The 18350-nt window shown below is 71.0% G+C and carries 16 protein-coding genes and 1 tRNA gene; 11 read left to right on the top strand and 6 right to left on the bottom strand.

From position 1 onward, the window contains the following. Window positions 1–39: 39 nt before the first annotated feature. On the bottom strand, window positions 40–1581 hold the full coding sequence (locus M2283_RS16125; protein WP_280876892.1) for a tetratricopeptide repeat protein: 1542 nt from the start codon (window positions 1579–1581) through the stop codon (window positions 40–42). 300 nt (window positions 1582–1881) lie between these two features. Between M2283_RS16125 and M2283_RS16120 the strand changes: the two genes are divergently transcribed. Both M2283_RS16120 and M2283_RS16115 read left to right on the top strand, forming a co-directional pair. Then, on the top strand, window positions 1882–2319 hold the full coding sequence (locus M2283_RS16120) for a hypothetical protein (RefSeq protein ID WP_280876891.1): 438 nt from the start codon (window positions 1882–1884) through the stop codon (window positions 2317–2319). 146 nt (window positions 2320–2465) lie between these two features. Beyond that, window positions 2466–3335 (top strand): spermidine synthase, encoded by an 870-nt coding sequence (locus tag M2283_RS16115; protein WP_280876890.1) that lies wholly within the window; start codon window positions 2466–2468, stop codon window positions 3333–3335. A gap of 38 nt (window positions 3336–3373) precedes the next feature. Here the strand turns inward: M2283_RS16115 and M2283_RS16110 are convergent, their stop codons facing one another. Further along, on the bottom strand, window positions 3374–3889 hold the full coding sequence (locus M2283_RS16110) for a hypothetical protein (protein ID WP_280876889.1): 516 nt from the start codon (window positions 3887–3889) through the stop codon (window positions 3374–3376). 97 nt (window positions 3890–3986) lie between these two features. Between M2283_RS16110 and M2283_RS16105 the strand changes: the two genes are divergently transcribed. The 3 genes from M2283_RS16105 to M2283_RS16095 all read left to right on the top strand — a co-directional run bounded on the left by M2283_RS16105 (window position 3987) and on the right by M2283_RS16095 (window position 7666). Continuing rightward, the gene (locus tag M2283_RS16105) at window positions 3987–4694 is read left to right on the top strand and encodes a response regulator transcription factor (protein WP_280876888.1); all 708 of its coding nucleotides are present in this window, start codon (window positions 3987–3989) and stop codon (window positions 4692–4694) included. Beyond that, window positions 4691–6094, top strand: a complete 1404-nt coding sequence (locus M2283_RS16100; protein ID WP_280876887.1) for a sensor histidine kinase — start codon at window positions 4691–4693, stop codon at window positions 6092–6094. Before M2283_RS16105 ends, M2283_RS16100 begins: the two co-directional genes overlap by 4 nt. A 105-nt stretch (window positions 6095–6199) precedes the next feature. After that, window positions 6200–7666, top strand: coding sequence for a glycoside hydrolase family 18 protein (locus M2283_RS16095; protein WP_280876886.1), 1467 nt, complete (start codon window positions 6200–6202; stop codon window positions 7664–7666). A 108-nt stretch (window positions 7667–7774) separates the two neighbouring features. On the opposite strand, the gene M2283_RS16090 is transcribed toward M2283_RS16095, so the two are convergent. Further along, window positions 7775–9202: a GH1 family beta-glucosidase gene (locus M2283_RS16090; protein WP_280876885.1), complete on the bottom strand. Its 1428-nt coding sequence runs from the start codon at window positions 9200–9202 to the stop codon at window positions 7775–7777. Between the two features lie 111 nt (window positions 9203–9313). Next, entirely contained in the window at window positions 9314–10357 is a 1044-nt protein-coding gene (locus M2283_RS16085) for a LacI family DNA-binding transcriptional regulator (protein ID WP_280876884.1), read from the bottom strand. A 493-nt stretch (window positions 10358–10850) separates the two neighbouring features. On the opposite strand from M2283_RS16085, the gene M2283_RS16080 reads away from it, so the two are divergent. From M2283_RS16080 to M2283_RS16055, 6 genes are all read left to right on the top strand, one after another. Then, window positions 10851–12173, top strand: a complete 1323-nt coding sequence (locus tag M2283_RS16080; RefSeq protein ID WP_280876883.1) for an ABC transporter substrate-binding protein — start codon at window positions 10851–10853, stop codon at window positions 12171–12173. A gap of 277 nt (window positions 12174–12450) precedes the next feature. Then, on the top strand, window positions 12451–13443 hold the full coding sequence (locus M2283_RS16075) for a carbohydrate ABC transporter permease (protein WP_280876882.1): 993 nt from the start codon (window positions 12451–12453) through the stop codon (window positions 13441–13443). A 14-nt stretch (window positions 13444–13457) separates the two neighbouring features. Then, on the top strand, window positions 13458–14378 hold the full coding sequence (locus M2283_RS16070) for a carbohydrate ABC transporter permease (protein ID WP_280876881.1): 921 nt from the start codon (window positions 13458–13460) through the stop codon (window positions 14376–14378). A 171-nt stretch (window positions 14379–14549) separates the two neighbouring features. Continuing rightward, a complete protein-coding gene (locus M2283_RS16065; protein ID WP_280876880.1) occupies window positions 14550–16013 on the top strand; it encodes a GH1 family beta-glucosidase in 1464 nt (487 codons plus the stop codon). A 111-nt stretch (window positions 16014–16124) separates the two neighbouring features. After that, window positions 16125–17180: a LacI family DNA-binding transcriptional regulator gene (locus M2283_RS16060; protein WP_280876879.1), complete on the top strand. Its 1056-nt coding sequence runs from the start codon at window positions 16125–16127 to the stop codon at window positions 17178–17180. Between the two features lie 45 nt (window positions 17181–17225). Then, entirely contained in the window at window positions 17226–17681 is a 456-nt protein-coding gene (locus M2283_RS16055; protein WP_280876878.1) for a DUF6228 family protein, read from the top strand. A gap of 25 nt (window positions 17682–17706) precedes the next feature. Here M2283_RS16055 and M2283_RS16050 read toward each other — a convergent pair whose 3' ends face one another. After that, entirely contained in the window at window positions 17707–18204 is a 498-nt protein-coding gene (locus M2283_RS16050; RefSeq protein WP_280876877.1) for a GNAT family N-acetyltransferase, read from the bottom strand. Window positions 18205–18272: 68 nt separating this feature from the next. Continuing rightward, window positions 18273–18345: transfer RNA gene (locus tag M2283_RS16045), tRNA-His, on the bottom strand. Window positions 18346–18350 lie beyond the last annotated feature (5 nt).

Genomic DNA, 18350 nt, shown 5'->3' with positions numbered 1-18350 from the left:
CGCAGGGCTCCGCCGGTACGCCCCGCACCCGCGCCCCCTTCACGCCGTCCGGGGCCGCGAAGCGTGTCGCTCCAGGAACGTCGATACGCCCGACGCGCGTCGGTGCGGCAGCAGCACGCGCGCGGTGGTCGCGAGCATCGTCTGGACGCGGGAGGACTGGACCTGGTCCAGGAGGTCCATGACGCGCAGGCCCGCCGTCGCGGCCTCGTCGGGGTGGCCGCCGCGGGCCAGGTCGTCGGCGAGTTCCGCGGTGTAGAGGGCGATGTTGCGGGTGAAGTGCGGGTCCTGGAGGTGGGCCGCGCGGCGCGCGTGACGGGCGGCGCGGGGCCAGTCGCCCAGCGTCGACCAGCACTGCGCCTCCAAGCCCTCCAGTTCGGCCTCCCCGTAGAAGCTCATCCACTCGGGGTCGGTGTCCGAGGGGCCGCGCTCGTAGAGGGTCTGCGCGCGGGCGAGCGCCTGTTCGCAGCCGGTGCGGTCGGCGAGCCCGGCCCAGCCGCCCGCCTCGCGCAGCGCGAGCAGCGACATCAGGCGGGGCGAGCCCAGGGGCCGTCCGACGCGTTGCGCGGCCTGCGCGGCCCGGACCGCCTCGCGTGGCCGGCCAGCGTCGCGCGCGAGGAACGCCGTGTTGCAGAAGGCGTGCGCCTCCAGGGCGTCGTCGCCGGTCATCCGGGCGGTCGCGAGCGCCTCCGCGTAGTGCGAACGCGCGTCGTCCCAGCGCCCCGAGTCGTGCGCCAACCAGCCCACCGAGATGGCGAGTTCACCGGCCCCCGAGTGCAAACGGTCGGCGGTGGTCTGCCGGGTCGCGCCGGCGTCGAGCAGCGCGTAGGCGGCGCGCAGCGGAGCCGCCGCACGCCGGTAGAGACCGTCCGCGCCGTGCCGGTCGTCGAGCAGCCGGATCCTGCGGACGGCTTCTTCCAGGGCGCCCGCGTCGCTCGCCCCGGCCCGGCGCACAGGACGTTCCGCGGCCGACGCGTCGAAGGCGAGCCCGAAGGGGCCCATCGAGGCGGCGGCCACCGTGGCGCCCCCGCCGGTCATGAATGCGCGACGTAGCACGTCGCTCTCCTCGTTTTTCTCGGCGTTCTCGTGAAGCTCGGCGTTCTCGTGGAGCTCACGGTTCTCGTGATGGTCGGGCGGGTCGTACGCGTGCGTGCCGTACGGGTACCCCTCATGCGGCTGTGTGTCCTGCGGCTTCTTCGTGTCATACGGCTCGTGCGCCCCCTGCGTCTCACCTGCGGCGCGCGCCCGGCTCGTGGTGGGGTCGGGGGGCGCGTCCTCGGCACTCCGCGCCCGGCGCCCGCGTACGGACGAGCGGGGCGCGAAGCCCAGGTCGGCGAGCGTGCGGCCGGGGAACATGTGCAGGAACACCCGTTCGTACGCGTAGTTGGGGCACCGGATCTCGCCCGCCTCGACCCGGCCGACATAGCGCGCGTCGCAGCTCACCCGCTCCCCGATCTCACGGGCCGACCGCCGTACCGCCGCCGCGAACTCGGCCGGTGAACGCCGGTTGCGCAGCTGTCGGAAGGCGAGATTCGGCCGTGGTGGGCGGGCGGGCTGGGACGAGGTCACCTTTGACGACGCCATGGCCGGGTCCTCTCGTGCGAACCGTCGAACCAAGCCGGATTTCGGGCGACTTGAGCTGGTTGTCAACGGGATCGCCCTTGATTTCCGGCGGGCATGAACGTACCCGCTGTCACCGACCCGGCACGCAGGGTTTGGCTACAAACGGGATATCTCATCCGGGATCCGCCATGAACTGCCATCCTTTGCGGCGGATTTCCGCCGTAGCCGTTGACGCGGCGGCGCGTTGAACCCCGTAGGACCGGGAGCCGCCCGACTCCCGAGCCGCTTCGTTCAAGGAGGGGTTCCGTGGTGGAGTCCTGGATGCAGACCAGGCAGAGCAGCGATCCTCGTACGACGGTGACGCCGGTGAGGTTCACGCCGGTGCCGCCCGGCGGCGCACCGCCCGGCGCGGACTCCGGCTGCGACCTGGTGACGGTGCCGACGCGGCACGGTCTGGAGGCGGTCGACATCCTGCGCCGGGGCTCCTGCGACGCGATGGGGCCCGTACTCCACGACGACGGCTGCGGCACCCTCGGTTTCGTGGTCCCCTCCGGCACCGCGGCCGCCTGGGACGTGCCCGGCTCCATCTGTACGGAGACCGACGGCCGAGGCCTGCGCCTGCCCCCCGAGCCCCCCGTCGAGGGCTCCGACTGGCTCCTCCCACCCGGCGAGACCGACCTCGCGACCGACCCGGCGGTCCTGCGCCAGGCGCTGGGCGAAGCGGCCCGTCTGATCGAGGCGGCCGACAACTGCCGGTGACGTTGCCTTCGGCGAGCTGCAGGGACGCCGCAGTCGGGCGTTCCACGCGTGCGTGACCGACCGGCACCGGCACCGCCCAAGCCATCCCGCGATGCCCACGCACGCGTGCGCAGGCGGCACCTCTCGGCGCCGTCGATAATGGCGCCATGGGAAAGTCCAGGAACGCCCGGCGCGGGCCGGCCGTCGCCGAAGCCGTCGTCGAGGCCGTCGACGGTGGGCTCGCCGAGCTCATACCCGACCGGGACCGGGCGCGGGCCTGGACGTTGTTGATCGACGGGGCGCCGCAGTCGCACGTCGACCTGGACGATCCCGCGTACCTCTCCTTCGAGTACCAGCGCCGGCTCGGGCACGTCGTCGATCTGGTCGCGCCGGCCGGCAAGCCCGTGCACGTCGTGCACCTCGGGGGCGGTGCGCTGACCCTGGCCCGCTATGTCGCCGTCACCCGGCCCCGGTCCACCCAGCAGGTCGTCGAGTGGGACGCCTCGCTCGTCCAACTGGTGCGCCGGCAGCTGCCGTTGGACGCGAGCGCCCGGATCAGGGTGCGATCCGTCGACGCGCGTGAAGGGCTCGCCAAGGTGCTCGACGGCTGGGCCGACCTGGTCGTCGCGGACGTCTTCAGCGGGGCCCGCACCCCCGCCCACCTCACCTCGACCGAGTTCCTGGACGAGGTCCGCCGCGTACTGCGCCCGAGCGGTTGCTACGCCGCCAACCTCGCCGACGGCCCGCCGCTGGCCCATCTGCGCGGCCAGATCGCCACCGCCGCTGCCCGCTTCCCCGAACTCGCCCTGATCGCCGACCCGACCGTGCTGCGCGGCAAACGGTTCGGCAACGCGGTCCTGGTCGCCTCCGACACCCCGCTGCCCCTAGCCGAACTCACCCGCCGCGCCGCCTCCGACCCGCACCCCGGCCGCGTCGAACACGGCCGCGCGCTACTGGACTTCACTGGCGGCGCAGCCCCGGTCACGGACGCGGCGGCGGTGGCATCGCCGGCCCCGCCACCCTCGGTGTTCCGCTGACAGTTGTCGACCAGCAGCTCTCAACCACCGGTTCGCGACTAGTAGTTCTCGACGTCCACTTGTGGCGGCCCGTCGTGCCACGTGCAGAACACCGACACCCGGTCCGCGCCCGAGGCGAACTCCAGCCGGATCCACGTCTCCGTCTTCCACACCTGCATCGACCAGCCCGGGCCCGGCGTCGCCGACACCAGCGTCGCGTAGGTGTCGGTGAGGTCGAAGACCACCCGGCCGCCCTCGGTGTCGTAGCTCTTGACCTGGCCGGCGGCCGAAGTGGTGGGCGACGGGCTGGTGGTGGGGGTCTTCGAGGGGGTCGGCTTCGGCTCGGCGGACGTCTTCGAAGGCGTCGGCTTCGGCGTGGGAGTCGGCGTGCTAGGCGTCGCGGACGCCAGCGGCTTCGACTCCTGCGTGGTCGCGTGGCCCGCCGTGATGGGCAGGGCGCGCGGCGGGTCGTAGGCCGTGCCCGCCATCACCGTGTGGACGCCCCACCACGACAGCGTGACCGCCGCGCCCGTGGCGAGCAACCAAGCCAGTACGTGTGCGAGTCCTCTGAGCATCGCGGCCATACTGCCTCACACGCCCCACAGGTGTCGCCCCTCCGAAGTTATCCACAGGCCCGGATCCGGCTCGCCCGGATGGCGTACGGTGCGGCGCATGGCAAGTGTGCTCGTGGTCGAGGACGACCAGTTCGTGCGTTCGGCGCTGATCCGGCACCTGACCGACGCCGCGCACACGGTGCGCAGTGTCGGGACGGCGCTGGAGGCGCTGCGCGAGGTCGCCCATTTCCGTTTCGACGTGGTCATCCTCGACCTCGGTCTGCCCGACCTGGACGGGTCCGAGGCGCTGAAGATGCTGCGCGGCATCACGGACGTGCCCGTGATCATCGCCACCGCGCGCGACGACGAGACGGAGATCGTCCGGCTGCTGAACGCGGGCGCGGACGACTACCTGACCAAGCCCTTCTCGGTCGAGCACCTCTCGGCGCGGATGGCGGCGGTGCTACGACGCTCCCGGTCCGCCGCCGGGGAGGCACCGCCGTCCAGCGTCCTGAGCGTCGGCGGCCTGACCGTCGACCCGCTGCGCCGCCAGGCCGAGTTGGACGGCGTACGGCTGGACCTCACCCGCCGCGAGTTCGACCTGCTGGCCTTCCTGGCCGGCCGGCCCGGTGTCGTCGTGCCCCGCAAGGAACTGCTCGCCGAGGTGTGGCAGCAGTCGTACGGCGACGACCAGACCATCGACGTCCATCTGTCCTGGCTGCGCCGTAAGTTGGGCGAGACCGCCGCCCGTCCGCGCTATCTGCACACCCTGCGCGGCGTCGGCGTGAAGCTGGAACCACCCGGGGGAGCGGAGCCGCCGCGATGAGATGGGCACTGGTCAAGGTCTGCCTGGCGGTCACCGCCATGGTCGTGGTCGCCTTCGCGGTCCCGCTCGGGCTGGTCATCAAGGAGATGGCCCGGGACCGCGCGTTCTCCAACGCCGAGCGGGAGGCCGCCGCCGTCGCCCCGGCGCTGTCCATCACCACCGACCGAGACCAGTTGGAGAAGGTCGTCGCCTCCGCGGGCTCCGACTCCGGGATGGCCGTGCACATACCGGCCGTCGAGGGCGGCAAGGCCGTCGACATCGGGCGGCGGCGTGCGGCCGACGACGCCATCGCGACCGTACGGAAGCTGGGCCGCGCCTCCACCACCGAGGTCGCGGGTGGCTCCACACTGCTCCAGCCGGTCGCGCTGAGCTCCGGCGCGATCGCCGTCGTCGAGGTGTTCGTCCCCGACGCCGAGGTCCGAAACGGCGTGGGCACGGCCTGGGCGGTGCTCGCCGCGGTCGGCGTCGCGCTGATCGTCGGCTCGGTCGCCGTCGCCGACCGGCTGGGCGTGCGGATGGTGAAGCCCGCCCGGCGGCTGGTCGAGGGCGCGCACGAACTGGGGGAGGGCAAGCTGGGGGCGAGGGTGCCCGAGGACGGCCCGAGCGAACTGCGCCTGGCCGCCGTCGCGTTCAACTCGATGGCCGACCAGGTCGTCCAACTGCTGGCGAACGAGCGGGAGTTGGCGGCCGACCTGTCCCACCGGCTGCGTACGCCGCTGACCGTACTGCGGCTCAACGCGGCCTCGCTGGGCGACGGACCGGCCGCCGACCAGACCCGGGAGGCCGTAGCCCAGTTGGAGCGCGAGGTCGACACGATCATCCGGACCGCCCGGGACGCCAAGCCGCAGACCGCGGCGGCCCTGCCAGGGGCCGGGTGCGACGCGGCCGAGGTGGTCCGGGAGCGGATGGTGTTCTGGTCGGCGCTCGCGGAGGACGAGGGCCGTAAGTGGCGGGTGGCCGGCGCCGACCGGCCGGTGCGCATACCCGTGGCCCGGGCCGACCTCGCCGCCGCGCTCGACGCCCTGCTCGGCAACGTCTTCCGGCACACCGCCGAGGGCACGGCCTTCGCGGTCGACGTGCACAACGGCGAGGACGCGGTGATCGTCCTGGTCTCCGACGCGGGCCCCGGCATCACCGACCCCGTGGCCGCCATGGCCCGCGGGCGCGGCTCGGGCAGCGCCGGCTCCACCGGTCTGGGCCTGGACATCGTGCGCCGGCTCGCGGAGTCGACCGGCGGGGACGTACGGATCGGGTCGTCCGTCCTGGGCGGGACCGAGGTGCGGATCTGGATCCAGGTGGACGGACGGGAGCCGGAGCGCCGAGGCCACCGGGGGTCCGTGCGACGGCGGCGGCGCGGCAGATTGGTCTCTACCTTTAACCGCTCCCGATCCCTTCCTTAAGCGCACCCTAAGATCCGCAACCCCCGCCCGGATCAGGCACTTTGCCCGATTCCAGGTCGCTAGCGTGCTGCCGCACCCCACCCCCAGAACGAAGGCAGGCACGCGATGACCACGCACCGGCGCAAGGTGAGCGGCAGAAACAAGGTGATCGGCGGTGTGGTCGCCGCGGCCGTGGTCGGCGGTGGCGCGGTCCTGCTCACGGGCACCGCCCAGGCGGCCGGCATCGGCGCCGCCTACACCAAGACCAGTGACTGGTCGACGGGTTACACCGCGCAGTACGTCGTCACCAACAACAGCGGTGGGACCGAGAAGGCCTGGAAGCTGGAGTTCGACCTGCCCTCGGGCACCAAGCTCAGCTCGCTGTGGAACGCCGAGTCGAGCGTCAGCGGGCAGCACGTCACCGTCACGCCGCCGAAGTGGGACACCGACGGGCTGGCCGCCGGCAAGTCCGTCACCGTCGGCTTCGTGGTCAACGGCACCGCGAACCCGACCGCCTGTCTCATCGACGGCGCCAAGTGCTCGGCGGACGGCACCGCCACGCCCGAACCGACCGGCCGCCCCACGGGGACCACGACCCCGAAGCCCACCCCGACGCCGACCTCCACACCCATCCCCACCAAGACGGCCACCCCCACGCCGACGCCGACCCCCACCAAGAGCTCCGGCACCGGCACCACGGCGAGCGCCGGTTTCGCGCCCTACGTCGACACCTCGCTCTACCCGGCCTTCGATCTCTTGGCCAGCGCCGACGCGACCGGCGTCAAGAACTACAACCTCGCCTTCATCACCGACGGCGGCGGCTGCACCCCCAAGTGGGGCGGCGTAAGCGACCTCGGCACCGACGCCGTGGCCGCACAGATCGGCGCCCTGCGCGCCAAGGGCGGCGACGTCCGCGTCTCCTTCGGCGGCGCCTCCGGCTCCGAACTGGCCACCACCTGCTCCTCGGCGGACGCGCTGGCGACGGCGTACGGCAAGGTCGTGGACGCGTACCAGCTCACCAAGGTCGACTTCGACGTCGAGGGCGGCGCGCTGCCCAACACCACGGCGAACACCAACCGCGCCAAGGCCATAGCCAAGCTCCAGGACCAACACCCGGACCTGGACGTCTCCTACACCCTCCCGGTCATGCCCGAGGGCCTCACCCAGGACGGCGTCAACCTCCTGTCCAACGCCAAGTCCAACGGCGTGAAGATCAACACGCTCAACATCATGGCCATGGACTACGGCCCCGCCTACAGCGGCGACATGGGCACCTACGCCGAACTGGCCGCCACCGCCACCCAGGCCCAGGTCAAGAGCGTGCTCGGCCTCTCGGACGCCGCCGCCTGGAAGACCGTCGCCGTCACTCCGATGCTCGGCGTGAACGACGTCGCCAGCGAGATCTTCAAGGTCGACGACGCCACCCAACTGGTGAACTTCGCCAAGTCCAAGGGCCTCGGCTGGCTCTCGATGTGGTCGGCCACCCGAGACAAGCAGTGCGCCGACGGCACCAAGCCCTCCGCCGACGCCACCTGCAGTTCGATCCTCCAGGACAAGTTCGCGTTCTCGAAGGCGTTCGGCGCCTTCAACTGACGGGTGACGTCCGACGGTTGACGGTTCCCCGCGCCTCACAGGGGCGCGGGGAACTGCGCGACCAGCCACAACGGCGCCGCACTCGCCCGACGGCGCACCACAGAACGCTCAGGCGGCATCCGTGACACCGGGCAACGCCCCCGACCGAGCCGCCTCCCCGTACCACAGCGCACTCGACTTCGGCGTCCGAGCCAGCGTCGCGTAATCCACGTACACCGCCCCGAACCGCTTCTCATACCCGTACGCCCACTCGAAGTTGTCCAGCAGCGACCACAGGTAGTAGCCCCGGACATCCGCGCCGTCCGCGATGGCGCGCCGCACCGCAGAGAGGTGCCCGTGCAGATAGGCGATCCGCTCCGGGTCGTGCACTCGGCCGTCCGGGTCCGGCTTGTCGTCGTAGGCCGCGCCGTTCTCCGTGATGTAGAGCGGCAGCCCCGGGGCCTCGCGGGTGTAGCGCATGATCAGCTCGTGCAGGCCGGTCGGGTCGATCGTCCAGCCCATCTCCGTACGCTCGCCCGGGGTTTGGAAGAAGGCGACGTCGTCCGCGCCCGGCCACGGCGAGTGCGCGCTCGCGCCGTGGCCGTCGGCGCGCGGACCGGTACCGGCCCACTCGGCCGCCGAAACCAGCGTAGGCGTGTAGTAGTTGAGCCCCAGCGCGTCCAACGGCTGCTGGATCGCCCGCAGATCACCGTCCAGGACGTACGACCAGTCGGTCACCGACGAGGTCGCCGCCAGCAGCGTCTCCGGGTACGCGCCGTGCAGGATCGGGCCGTGGAAGACGCCGTTGGCCAGGTCGTCGATCTTCCGGGCCGCCGCCAGATCCGCGGGGTCCTGCGAAACCGGCCTGACCACCGACGAGTTGAGGCTCAGCGCCACCGAGTTGCGGGCCGGCATCGCCGCCCGCAGGGCCGTGGTGCCCAGCCCGTGCGCCAGGTTGAGATGGTGCGCGGCCCGCAGCGAGGCCTCCGGGTCCGTGCGACCCGGCGCGTGCACGCCGGACGCGTAGCCCAGAAACGCGCTGCACCAGGGCTCGTTGAGCGTGATCCACTGCTCCACCCGGTCGCCCAGCGCCTCGCCGACGATCTGCGCGTACTCGGCGAACCGGAACGCCGTGTCGCGGGCCGGCCAGCCGCCCGCGTCCTCCAACTCCTGCGGCAGATCCCAGTGGTAGAGGGTGACCGCGGGCTTGATGCCGTGCGCCAACAGCTCGTCCACCAGCCGCCGGTAGAAGTCCAGGCCCACCTGGACCGCCGGGCCCCGGCCCGTCGGCTGCACCCGCGACCAGGAGATCGAGAAGCGGTACGCCGTCAGGCCCAGGTCGGCCATCAGCGCCACGTCATCGCGGTAGCGGTGGTAGTGGTCGACAGCGATGTCACCGTGCTCGCCGCCGGCCGTCCTGCCCGGCGTATGGCTGAAGGTGTCCCAGATCGAGGGCGTACGGCCGTCCTCCCGCACCGCCCCCTCGATCTGGTACGCGGAGGTCGCGGCGCCCCAGAGGAAGGCGGGAGGAAAGGTCACGGTCGTCAGGTCGGACATGGACTCGCTCCCATGGGTCGGGTGGCGCCCATTGTGCATGGGAGCGCTCCCATGCGTAAAGGGGGTAACCGTTCCTCCCGCGACTCCGCTCGGTTCCTCCCCGGACTCCGCTCACGCGGACTCCCGCACCACCAACCGCGTCGGCAGGACCACTTCGCGGTGATCGCCCCCGCGGTGGGCGATCTCGTGCAGCAGGAGGCTCGCCATGGTCCGGCCCATCTCCTCCAGCGGCTGGCGGACGCTGGTCAGCGGGGGATCGATGTGCCGGGCCACGATCGAGTCGTCGAAGCCGACGACGGCGACGTCGTCGGGCACCCGCCGGCCCGACGTGCGCAGTTCCAGCACAGCGCCCGACGCCATCACGTCGGACGCGGCGAAGACCGCGTCGAGACCGGGCCGTCTGCGCAGCAACTGCCGCATGGCCGCCCGTCCGCCCTCCTCCCGGAAGTCGCCGTACGCGATCAGGTCCTCGTCGACGGTCATGCCCACGTGCTCCAACGCCTCGCGGTAGCCGTCGAGTCGGGCCCGGGCGGCGTCCATGTCCAGCGGGCCCGTGATGGTGCCGATGGTCCGGCGCCCCTTGGCCAGCAGATGCTCGACCGCGCTCCTGGCGCCGCCGCTGTTGTCCGCGCGGACATGCCCGAGCGGCTCCCCGGGGCCGCGCCGGCCGGCGAGCACGGTCGGTACGGCGAGTTCGTGAAGGCGGTCGGGGAGCGTGTCGCCGCCGTGGACCGAGAGCATCAGAACGCCGTCCACCCGATGCGCGGACAGGTACGTGGCGAGCCGCGCGTACTCCTTCTCGTCCGGCACCAGGACCAGCAGCAACTGCATTCCGGCGATTGCCAGTTCGGCCGACACCCCGCGGATGATCTCCGAGAAGTAGGGCTCGGAGAAGAGCCGGGCCTCGCCCTCGGGAACGACCACGGCGACCGTGTCGGTGCGGCGGCTGGCCAGGGAGCGGGCGGCCGGGTTGGGGATGTAGCCGAGTTCGGCGATCGCCTGCTCCACCGCCGCGCGGGTGGGGGCGCTCACCTTGGGAGAACCGTTGATGACCCGGGAGACCGTGCCGCGGCCGACGCCGGCGAGGGCGGCCACGGCGTTGAGGGTCGGGCGCCGGACCTCCGCGCGCGGAGGCGGCTGGTCGGCAGGGCTCATTGTTCACCTTCCGGCGATCGGTGGGGGGCTCGCCTCATTCTGGCCCAGAAATTCGGGCGACGGCCCGGACGGACGGCCGTGGCTCCCCGTCCGCGCGGCGGACCCATGAGTGACCTGCGCGAATCCTGTGCGAGGCCGGCCCGTGTCCGGCCGATGACGCCTGGTGGAGCGACACATTCACGTGACGTCCGGAACACGCTTGCGCAACAACGCCGTTTTCAAGTCTTGACACCCGGCCCGGCACGAAGGAGTCTTCCGGCATGCCGCGTGGGAGCGGTCCCACGGAACCTCGGGGGCTTCCTCCCGTGTGGAGCGAACCACCAACGGCCCGTCCCTCTATCTCGCATGGCACACCGTTGACCAGCACCTTTTCACCGCACGTCCAGTGCTGTGGGCTGGCCGCTGCTCGAAACGAGAGGGCAGGTCCGGATCGTCGAGCCTCGGCGGTCCGATTCCTGAGACCCCGTTCCCCACTGGAACAAGGAGTAGTGGAATGCGCATCACCCGTACCGGCGGCGGCCACGGCCGCAGAGCAGCGGCCCTGACCACGACGGTCCTGACGGCCTCCGCCCTGTTGCTGACCGGCTGCAGCAGCGACGACAGCTCCTCGGACGCCAAGGACTCGAACGGGAAAATCACTCTCACGGTGGACGACTTCGGGCAGTTCGGTTACAAGGAAGCCGGCCTGTTCGCCCAGTACCACAAGCTGCACCCGAACATCACGGTGAAGGAAAACACCACCGCCAACGAGCAGGACTACTACCCGAAGCTTCTTCAGCAGCTGAACACGGGCAGTGGTCTGGGAGATGTGACCGGCATCGAAGTCGGCCGCATCAAGGAGGTCGTCGACACCCAGGCGGGCAAGTTCGCCGACCTGAGCAAGACGATCGACGTGAGCGACTGGGTCTCCTGGAAGGAGAAGCAGGCCACCGCGTCGGACGGTTCGGTCATAGGCGCCGGCACCGACATCGGCCCGATGTCCCTGTGCTACCGCTCGGACCTCTTCAAGGCGGCGGGCCTGCCGAGCGACCGTGAGTCGGTCGCCAAGGCCGTCACGGGCGGCTGGGAGGACTACCTCAAGCTGGGCGAGAAGTTCCAGAAGAAGGCCGCCAAGGGCACGTACTTCATGGACTCCGCGAGCGCCATGTACAACGCGGTCGTGGGTTCCTCCGCGCAGCAGTACTACGACGCTTCCGGCAAGGCGATCTACAAGGACAGCCCGGCCGTGCAGCAGGGCTGGAACCTGGCCGCGGAAGCCGCGTCCAAGAAGCTGACCGAGGGTCTGCCCCAGTTCGGCGACGCCTGGAAGGCCGCGCTGCGCAAGGGCACCATCGCCACCGTGGCGTGCCCCGCGTGGATGGCCGGCCAGATCTCCATCAACTCCGGTGACGCCTACAAGGGCAAGTGGGACATCGCTCGTGCACCCGGCACCAGCGCGGCCAACTGGGGCGGCTCCTTCCTGGCCGTGCCCAAGACCGGCAAGCACGTCACGGAAGCCACCGCCCTGGTCAAGTGGCTGACCGCTCCCGAGCAGCAGGCCTCCGTGTTCAAGGCGATCGGTGTCTTCCCGTCGAACAAGGGCGCCTACGAACTCGCCAGCGTGAAGAACGCGACGCTGCCGTACTTCAACAACGCCCCGATCGGTCAGATCTACGCCGACGAGGCGAAGGCCATCCCCGAGGCCGTGCTCGGCGCGAAGGACGGCACGATCAAGGACACGATCTCCACGCAGATCAACAACATGGAGCAGCGGGGCACCAAGCCCGCCAAGGCGTGGAAGGCCGCGACCGACTCGATCGACAAGGTGATCGGCTGACCCAAGCCGCGGTGCGGGCGGCCCGGCGGTCGCCCGCACCGTGCTACGTGCGTGGGGCCGTGCGGCGGCTCCTGCCGTAGGCGCGGGGCCGTCCGCACCGGCCCCGGTCGTCAAGTGCCGGTCTTTTCCGCGGTGTTCGGCGCACACTCACCGGACGCCGCGGCACCGTGTCCGCCGGACCGGCGACCCGAGTACGACGACGTCTCCCGGGCCGGGTGCCCGGCCCCGCGCCGACTCCTGCCCGTACCCGGCCGAGATCCAGGGAAGGACTCCCTCCGTGGCAACCACAACCCCCACACGGGGTGCCCCCACCCCGCCACCCGGCGGGGTCGGCGCCGTGTCGAACGAACCCAGCGTGTGGCGCACGCGCCTGTGGCGCTTCGACGACAAGGCGTCGCCGTACGCGTACATCGCCCCCTTCTTCCTCATCTTCGGTGCCTTCGGCCTCTACCCGATGCTGTACACGGGCTGGATAGCCATGCACCGGGTGGAGATGACGAGCCTGAACCAGTCCGAGTGGGTCGGCTGGCACAACTTCGCCACGATCCTCCAGGACTCCGAGTTCTGGACGGCCGTCACGAACACCTTCGTGATCGGCGTCATCTCGACCGTCCCCCAGCTCCTCATGGCCCTGGGCCTGGCCCACCTGCTCAACTACAAGCTGCGCGCCAGCACCTTCTGGCGGACGGTGATCCTCACCCCGTACGCCACCTCGGTGGCGACCGCCGCCCTCGTCTTCGCCCTGGTCTTCCGGGCCGACGGAGGGCTGCTCAACTGGGTCCTGCACTTCGTCGGGATCGGCAACACCGACTGGGGCAACGGGGAGTGGACGTCCAAGTTCGCCATCTCGGCCATCGTGATCTGGCGCTGGACCGGCTACAACACCCTGATCTATCTGGCGGCCATGCAGGCCGTGCCCACGGACCTGTACGAAGCGGCCTCGATCGACGGAGCGACGCGCTGGCAGCAGTTCCGCAAGGTGACCATCCCCTCGCTGCGGCCGACGATCCTGTTCACCATCGTCATCTCGACCATCGGTTCCATGCAGCTGTTCGGTGAGCCGCTGCTGCTGCAGGGCGGCACGCTCGGCTCCACCGGAGGCAGCGAGCACCAGTACGAGACGCTCAGCATCTATCTCTTCAACTACGGCTGGAAGCTTGGGCACTTGGGCCCGGCCGCGGCCGTCGCCTGGGCCATGCTCGTCCTGCTGCTGCTCATTGCCTTGATCAACCTGATCGTCGGCCGGTTCCTGCGCAAGAGCGCGGCCTGACGGGAGCGATATCGATGACCACGACCAGTCCCACCCACACCGCGCCGGACCTCGGCCCGGCACCGCTTCCCGTCACCCCGGGCAAGGGCCGCCCACGCTTCAAGATCGGCGCCGGCCAGCAGCTCAAGGGCGGCCCGTTCACCTACGTGGCCCTGATCATCGTCGGCCTGGGCTCGGTCTTCCCGCTGTACTGGACGCTGGTGGCCGCCTCGCACGACCAGCAGCGGGTCCTCGACAGCCCGCCGCCGCTCGTGCCGGGCGGCCGGCTGTGGAGCAACCTCCAGGCGGCCTGGGACCAGGCCCACTTGGGGAAGGCCATCGTCAACACCGTCGTCGTGGCCGGCTCCATCACCGCGGCCACCCTCTTCTTCTGCACCCTCGCCGGTTACGCCTTCGCCAAGATGCGCTTCCGCGGCCGTGGGGCCCTGATGACCGCGGTCATCGCGACCCTGACGATCCCGCCCCAACTCAGCGTCGTACCACTGTTCATGATGATGGCGGACATCGGCTGGGGCGGAAAACTGGAGTCGGTGATCTTCCCGACCCTCGTCGGTGCCTTCGGCGTCTTCTTCATGCGCCAGTACCTGCTGGAGGCCCTGCCGTACGAACTCATCGAGGCGGCCAAGGTGGACGGGGCGAGCAACATCCGCGTCGTCTGGAACGTGGTCCTGCCCGCGGCCAGGCCCGCGATGATGGTGCTCGGGATGCTCACCTTCGTGCAGGCGTGGAACGACTTCTTCTGGCCCTTCCTCGCCCTGAACCAGGACAACCCCACCATCCAGGTGGCACTCGGCCAGCTCAGCGCCTCCTACACCCCCGACCAGAGCATCGTCATGGCCGGAGCGCTGATCAGCACCCTGCCGCTGCTGCTGGTGTTCGTGATCTTCGGCAAGCAGATCATCGGAGGCATCATGGCGGGCGCCGTCAAGGGCTGACGCCGACCGCCGAACTCCCGGTCGGACAGGTCCTGTTCACCCTCCCGTACGGCCCGCTCAGCACGCGGGCCGTACCCGGCCGGGCGCCCGTCGTCGTGCCCCGTCCGCTTCCCCCTCGTCGCCGGAGCACCGTCCGGCTGTCACTCACGCCACTTTGGGAGCGCTCACATCATGACCGCCGTACGACATGAGACCAAGGCCGAATCGGCCTTCGCCACCTCCTTCCCCCCGGGCTTCGTCTGGGGTGCCGCCACCGCCGCCTACCAGGTGGAGGGCGCCGCCGCCGAGGACGGCCGGACCCCCTCCATCTGGGACACCTTCAGTCACACGCCCGGGAAGGTGCGCAACGGCGACACCGGCGACATCGCCGCCGACCACTACCACCGGTACCGCGACGACGTGGCGCTGATGAAGGAGCTGGGCCTGAAGGCGTACCGGTTCTCCATCTCCTGGTCCCGGGTGCAGCCCACCGGCCGTGGACCCGCCGTGGAGCGCGGTCTCGACTTCTACCGCCGGCTCGCCGACGAACTCCTGGCAGCCGGCATCACCCCCGTCGCCACCCTCTACCACTGGGACCTGCCGCAGGAGTTGGAGGACGCGGGCGGCTGGCCGCAGCGCGACACCGCGCACCGCTTCGCCGACTACGCCGAGATCATGGGCCGGGCCCTGGGAGACCGCGTCGGTCTGTGGACCACCCTCAACGAGCCGTGGTGCAGCGCCTTCCTGGGCTACGGCTCCGGCGTGCACGCCCCCGGCCGCACCGACCCGGCGGCCACCCTGCGCGCCGCTCACCACCTCAACCTGGGGCACGGCCAGGCGATCGGGGCGCTGCGCGAGGTCCTGCCGGCCTCCGCGCAGACCTCCATCACCCTCAACCTGCACCAGGTACGCCCTCTCACCGACAGCGCCGAGGACACGGAGGCCGCTCGCCGTATCGACGCGGTCGGCAACAGGATCTTCACCGGCCCCCTGCTCGACGGCGCCTACCCCGAGGACCTGCTCGCCGACACCGGGCACCTCGTCGACTGGGCGGAGCTGGTGCGGGACGGCGACCTGGCCGAGATCTCCCGGCCCATCGACGTGTTCGGCGTCAACTACTACGCCCCGACCGTGGTTTCGGCCGGCGACGGCTCCGGCACCACCAAGAACGACGGCCACGGCGCCAGCGACCACTCCCCGTGGACCGGTTCGGAGGGCGTGAACTTCCACCTCGCCAACGACCGGCTCACCGCGATGAACTGGGCCATCGACCCCAGCGGCCTGCACACCCTGCTGACCGGCCTGGCCGCCTCGCACCCGACGCTGCCGCTGATGGTCACCGAGAACGGCGCCGCGTTCGACGACTACGTCTCACCCGAGGGCCGGGTGAACGACCCGCAGCGGATCGCCTACCTGCACTCCCACCTCGACGCCGTCCGCCGGGCCATCACCGACGGAGCGGACGTGCGCGGCTACTTCCTGTGGTCCCTCCTCGACAACTTCGAATGGTCCTACGGCTATTCGAAGCGGTTCGGCGCCGTCTACGTCGACTACTCGACCCAGCGCCGCATTCCCAAGGCGAGCGCCCACTGGTACGCCGACGTGATCCGGGGGAACGCGCTGCCGTCCGCCGGTGAAGCCGGTGAACACGGGTGAGGCCCGGCTCGGTGGACGAAAGCCCCGGTCGGCGGAGGATGATGGAGGTAAGGCGGCCGGGCCCGGCTGTTACATTCCTGGCCTGAAAGCTGCGAACGGAAGGCGGCGACCATGACGGTCAGCGGTGGGCGGAACCGGGGCGGTCGGCGGCCGACCCTGGAGGAGGTCGCCGCCCGTGCCGGTGTGGGCCGCGGCACGGTCTCCCGGGTGATCAACAGCTCGCCGCGGGTGAGCGACGCGACGCGAGCGGCCGTCGAGGCGGCCGTGGCGGAACTGGGCTACGTTCCGAATACGGCCGCACGCGCCCTGGCCGCGAACCGCACGGACGCCATCGCCCTCGTCGTACCCGAGCCGGAGACGCGCTTCTTCGCGGAACCGTACTTCTCGGACATGCTCAAGGGCGTCGGCGCCGAGCTGTCGGAGACGGAGATGCAGCTGCTGCTGATCTTCGCGGGCAACGACCGCGAGCGGCAGCGCCTGGCCCAGTACTTGGCCGCGCACCGCGTCGACGGCGTACTCCTGGTCTCGGTCCACGCGGACGACCCGCTCCCCGACCTCCTCTCGCAGCTGGAGATCCCGGCGGTGATCAGCGGCCCCCGCTCGGCCGCTGAGTCGCTGACGTCGGTGGACTCGGACAACTACGGGGGCGGCCGCTCGGCCGTGGAGCACCTGCTCGCCCGGGGCCACCGCGTGATCGCCCACATCACGGGCCGCCTCGACGTGTACGGGGCCCAGCGCCGCGTCGACGGCTACCGCGACGCCCTGCGCGACGCGGGCCACCAGGCCGACGAACAGCTCGTGGAACCAGGGGACTTCACCGAGGAGGGCGGCCGCAGGGCGATGACGACCCTGCTCGCCCGCCGCCCCGACCTGGACGCGGTCTTCGCCGGCTCGGACGTCATGGCGGCCGGCGCCCGCCAGGTGCTGCGCGAGGAGGGCCGCCGCATCCCCGACGACGTGGCCCTCGTCGGCTACGACGACTCGGCCATAGCCCGCCACATGGACCCACCCCTGACCAGCGTCCGCCAGCCCATCGAGGAAATGGGCCGCCGCATGATCGACCTCCTCCTCGAAGAGATCGCGGACCGCCGTCCGGCGGTCTCGCGGGGCCTGGAACGCCGACAGGTGGTACTGGCAACGGAGTTGGTGACGCGGGCGTCGTCGTGATCAGCCTAATGACGGCGCACGTGGCGCTGGCCTAGCCTCCCGTCCATGACCTCCCCGGACGGCGACACCAACGACAAGGCCGGCGTGACCATCCGCTGCCAGGACAACTCGTCCGTCGGCGTGGCGTTCTGCGACCGGTTCAGCTTCGACGCGGACTCCGTGCACTATGCCGTCGAGCTACGCGCTCCGGGCCTGACCGCTCGCGTCAGCGAGATCGTCGCCTGGACCGGGGCCGGTGATCTCGCCCCGTTCCTGGAAGAACTCGCCGCCGACTACCGGGGTTGGGACGGCGAACGGAGTTGGCAGACCGACGACCGGGATCTGGCGGTGTCAGCCGTCTTCCGGTCCGGCGGGCACGTCGGCCTGACCTGGACGTTGCGGCCATGGCCGAAGGCCGCCGGCGGCTGGAGCTCATCGGTGACCACCTGGCTGGAGTCCGGCGAGCAGATGACTTCCCTGGCAGCCGACATCCGGCAATTCCTGGCCGGTGAACAACGGTGACATCCGGCCCAGCCAATAGCTGACCTCAGCCGGGTAGCACCAACCGCCACCGCCGCTCCCCGTCCTGTTCCTCGTCCGTCGGCTCAAGCCCCGCCGCCCGGGCCACCGCCGCCGACGCCAAGTGCCCGGGGTGGATGTGGGCGATGACCATAGGGACGGACCGTTCTTCGAGCCAGGTGACCAGGCCGCGTACCGCCTCCGAGGCGTAGCCGTGGCCTTGCCAGGGGGTGCCGATGACCCAGGCGATCTCTGCCTCCGGGCCGGTCACCGTGGCCTGGACCGTGCCGAGGAGGTGGGTGTGGGTGCGGTGGTGCAGGACCCAGTTGAGCCAGGTCACGGTCGGGTCGGGGGAGCCGGTGGTCAGGCGTTCGTAGCGGGTGCGCAGGGCGTCGGGGGAGGCGGGGGTGCCGCCGATGAAGGTGTGGAGTGCCGGGTCGGAGAGGACTTCGGCCATCTCGGCGGCGTGGTCGACGCGGAGGGGGAGGAGGTCGAGGCGGGGGGTGTGGATCGTGGTGCCGTTCATGCGATGTCCCCTGGAAAACGAGGCGGCCGGTGGTCCCGATTCAACGGGGCCACCGGCCGACTACTCAGGGTGAGTGACGGGACTTGAACCCGCGACTTCCTGGACCACAACCAGGTGCTCTACCAGCTGAGCTACACCCACCACGT

This window comes from Streptomyces pseudovenezuelae (assembly GCF_029892565.1).
Taxonomy (GTDB): domain Bacteria; phylum Actinomycetota; class Actinomycetes; order Streptomycetales; family Streptomycetaceae; genus Streptomyces; species Streptomyces pseudovenezuelae_A.
This window is presented reverse-complemented; position numbering and strand designations above follow the sequence as displayed.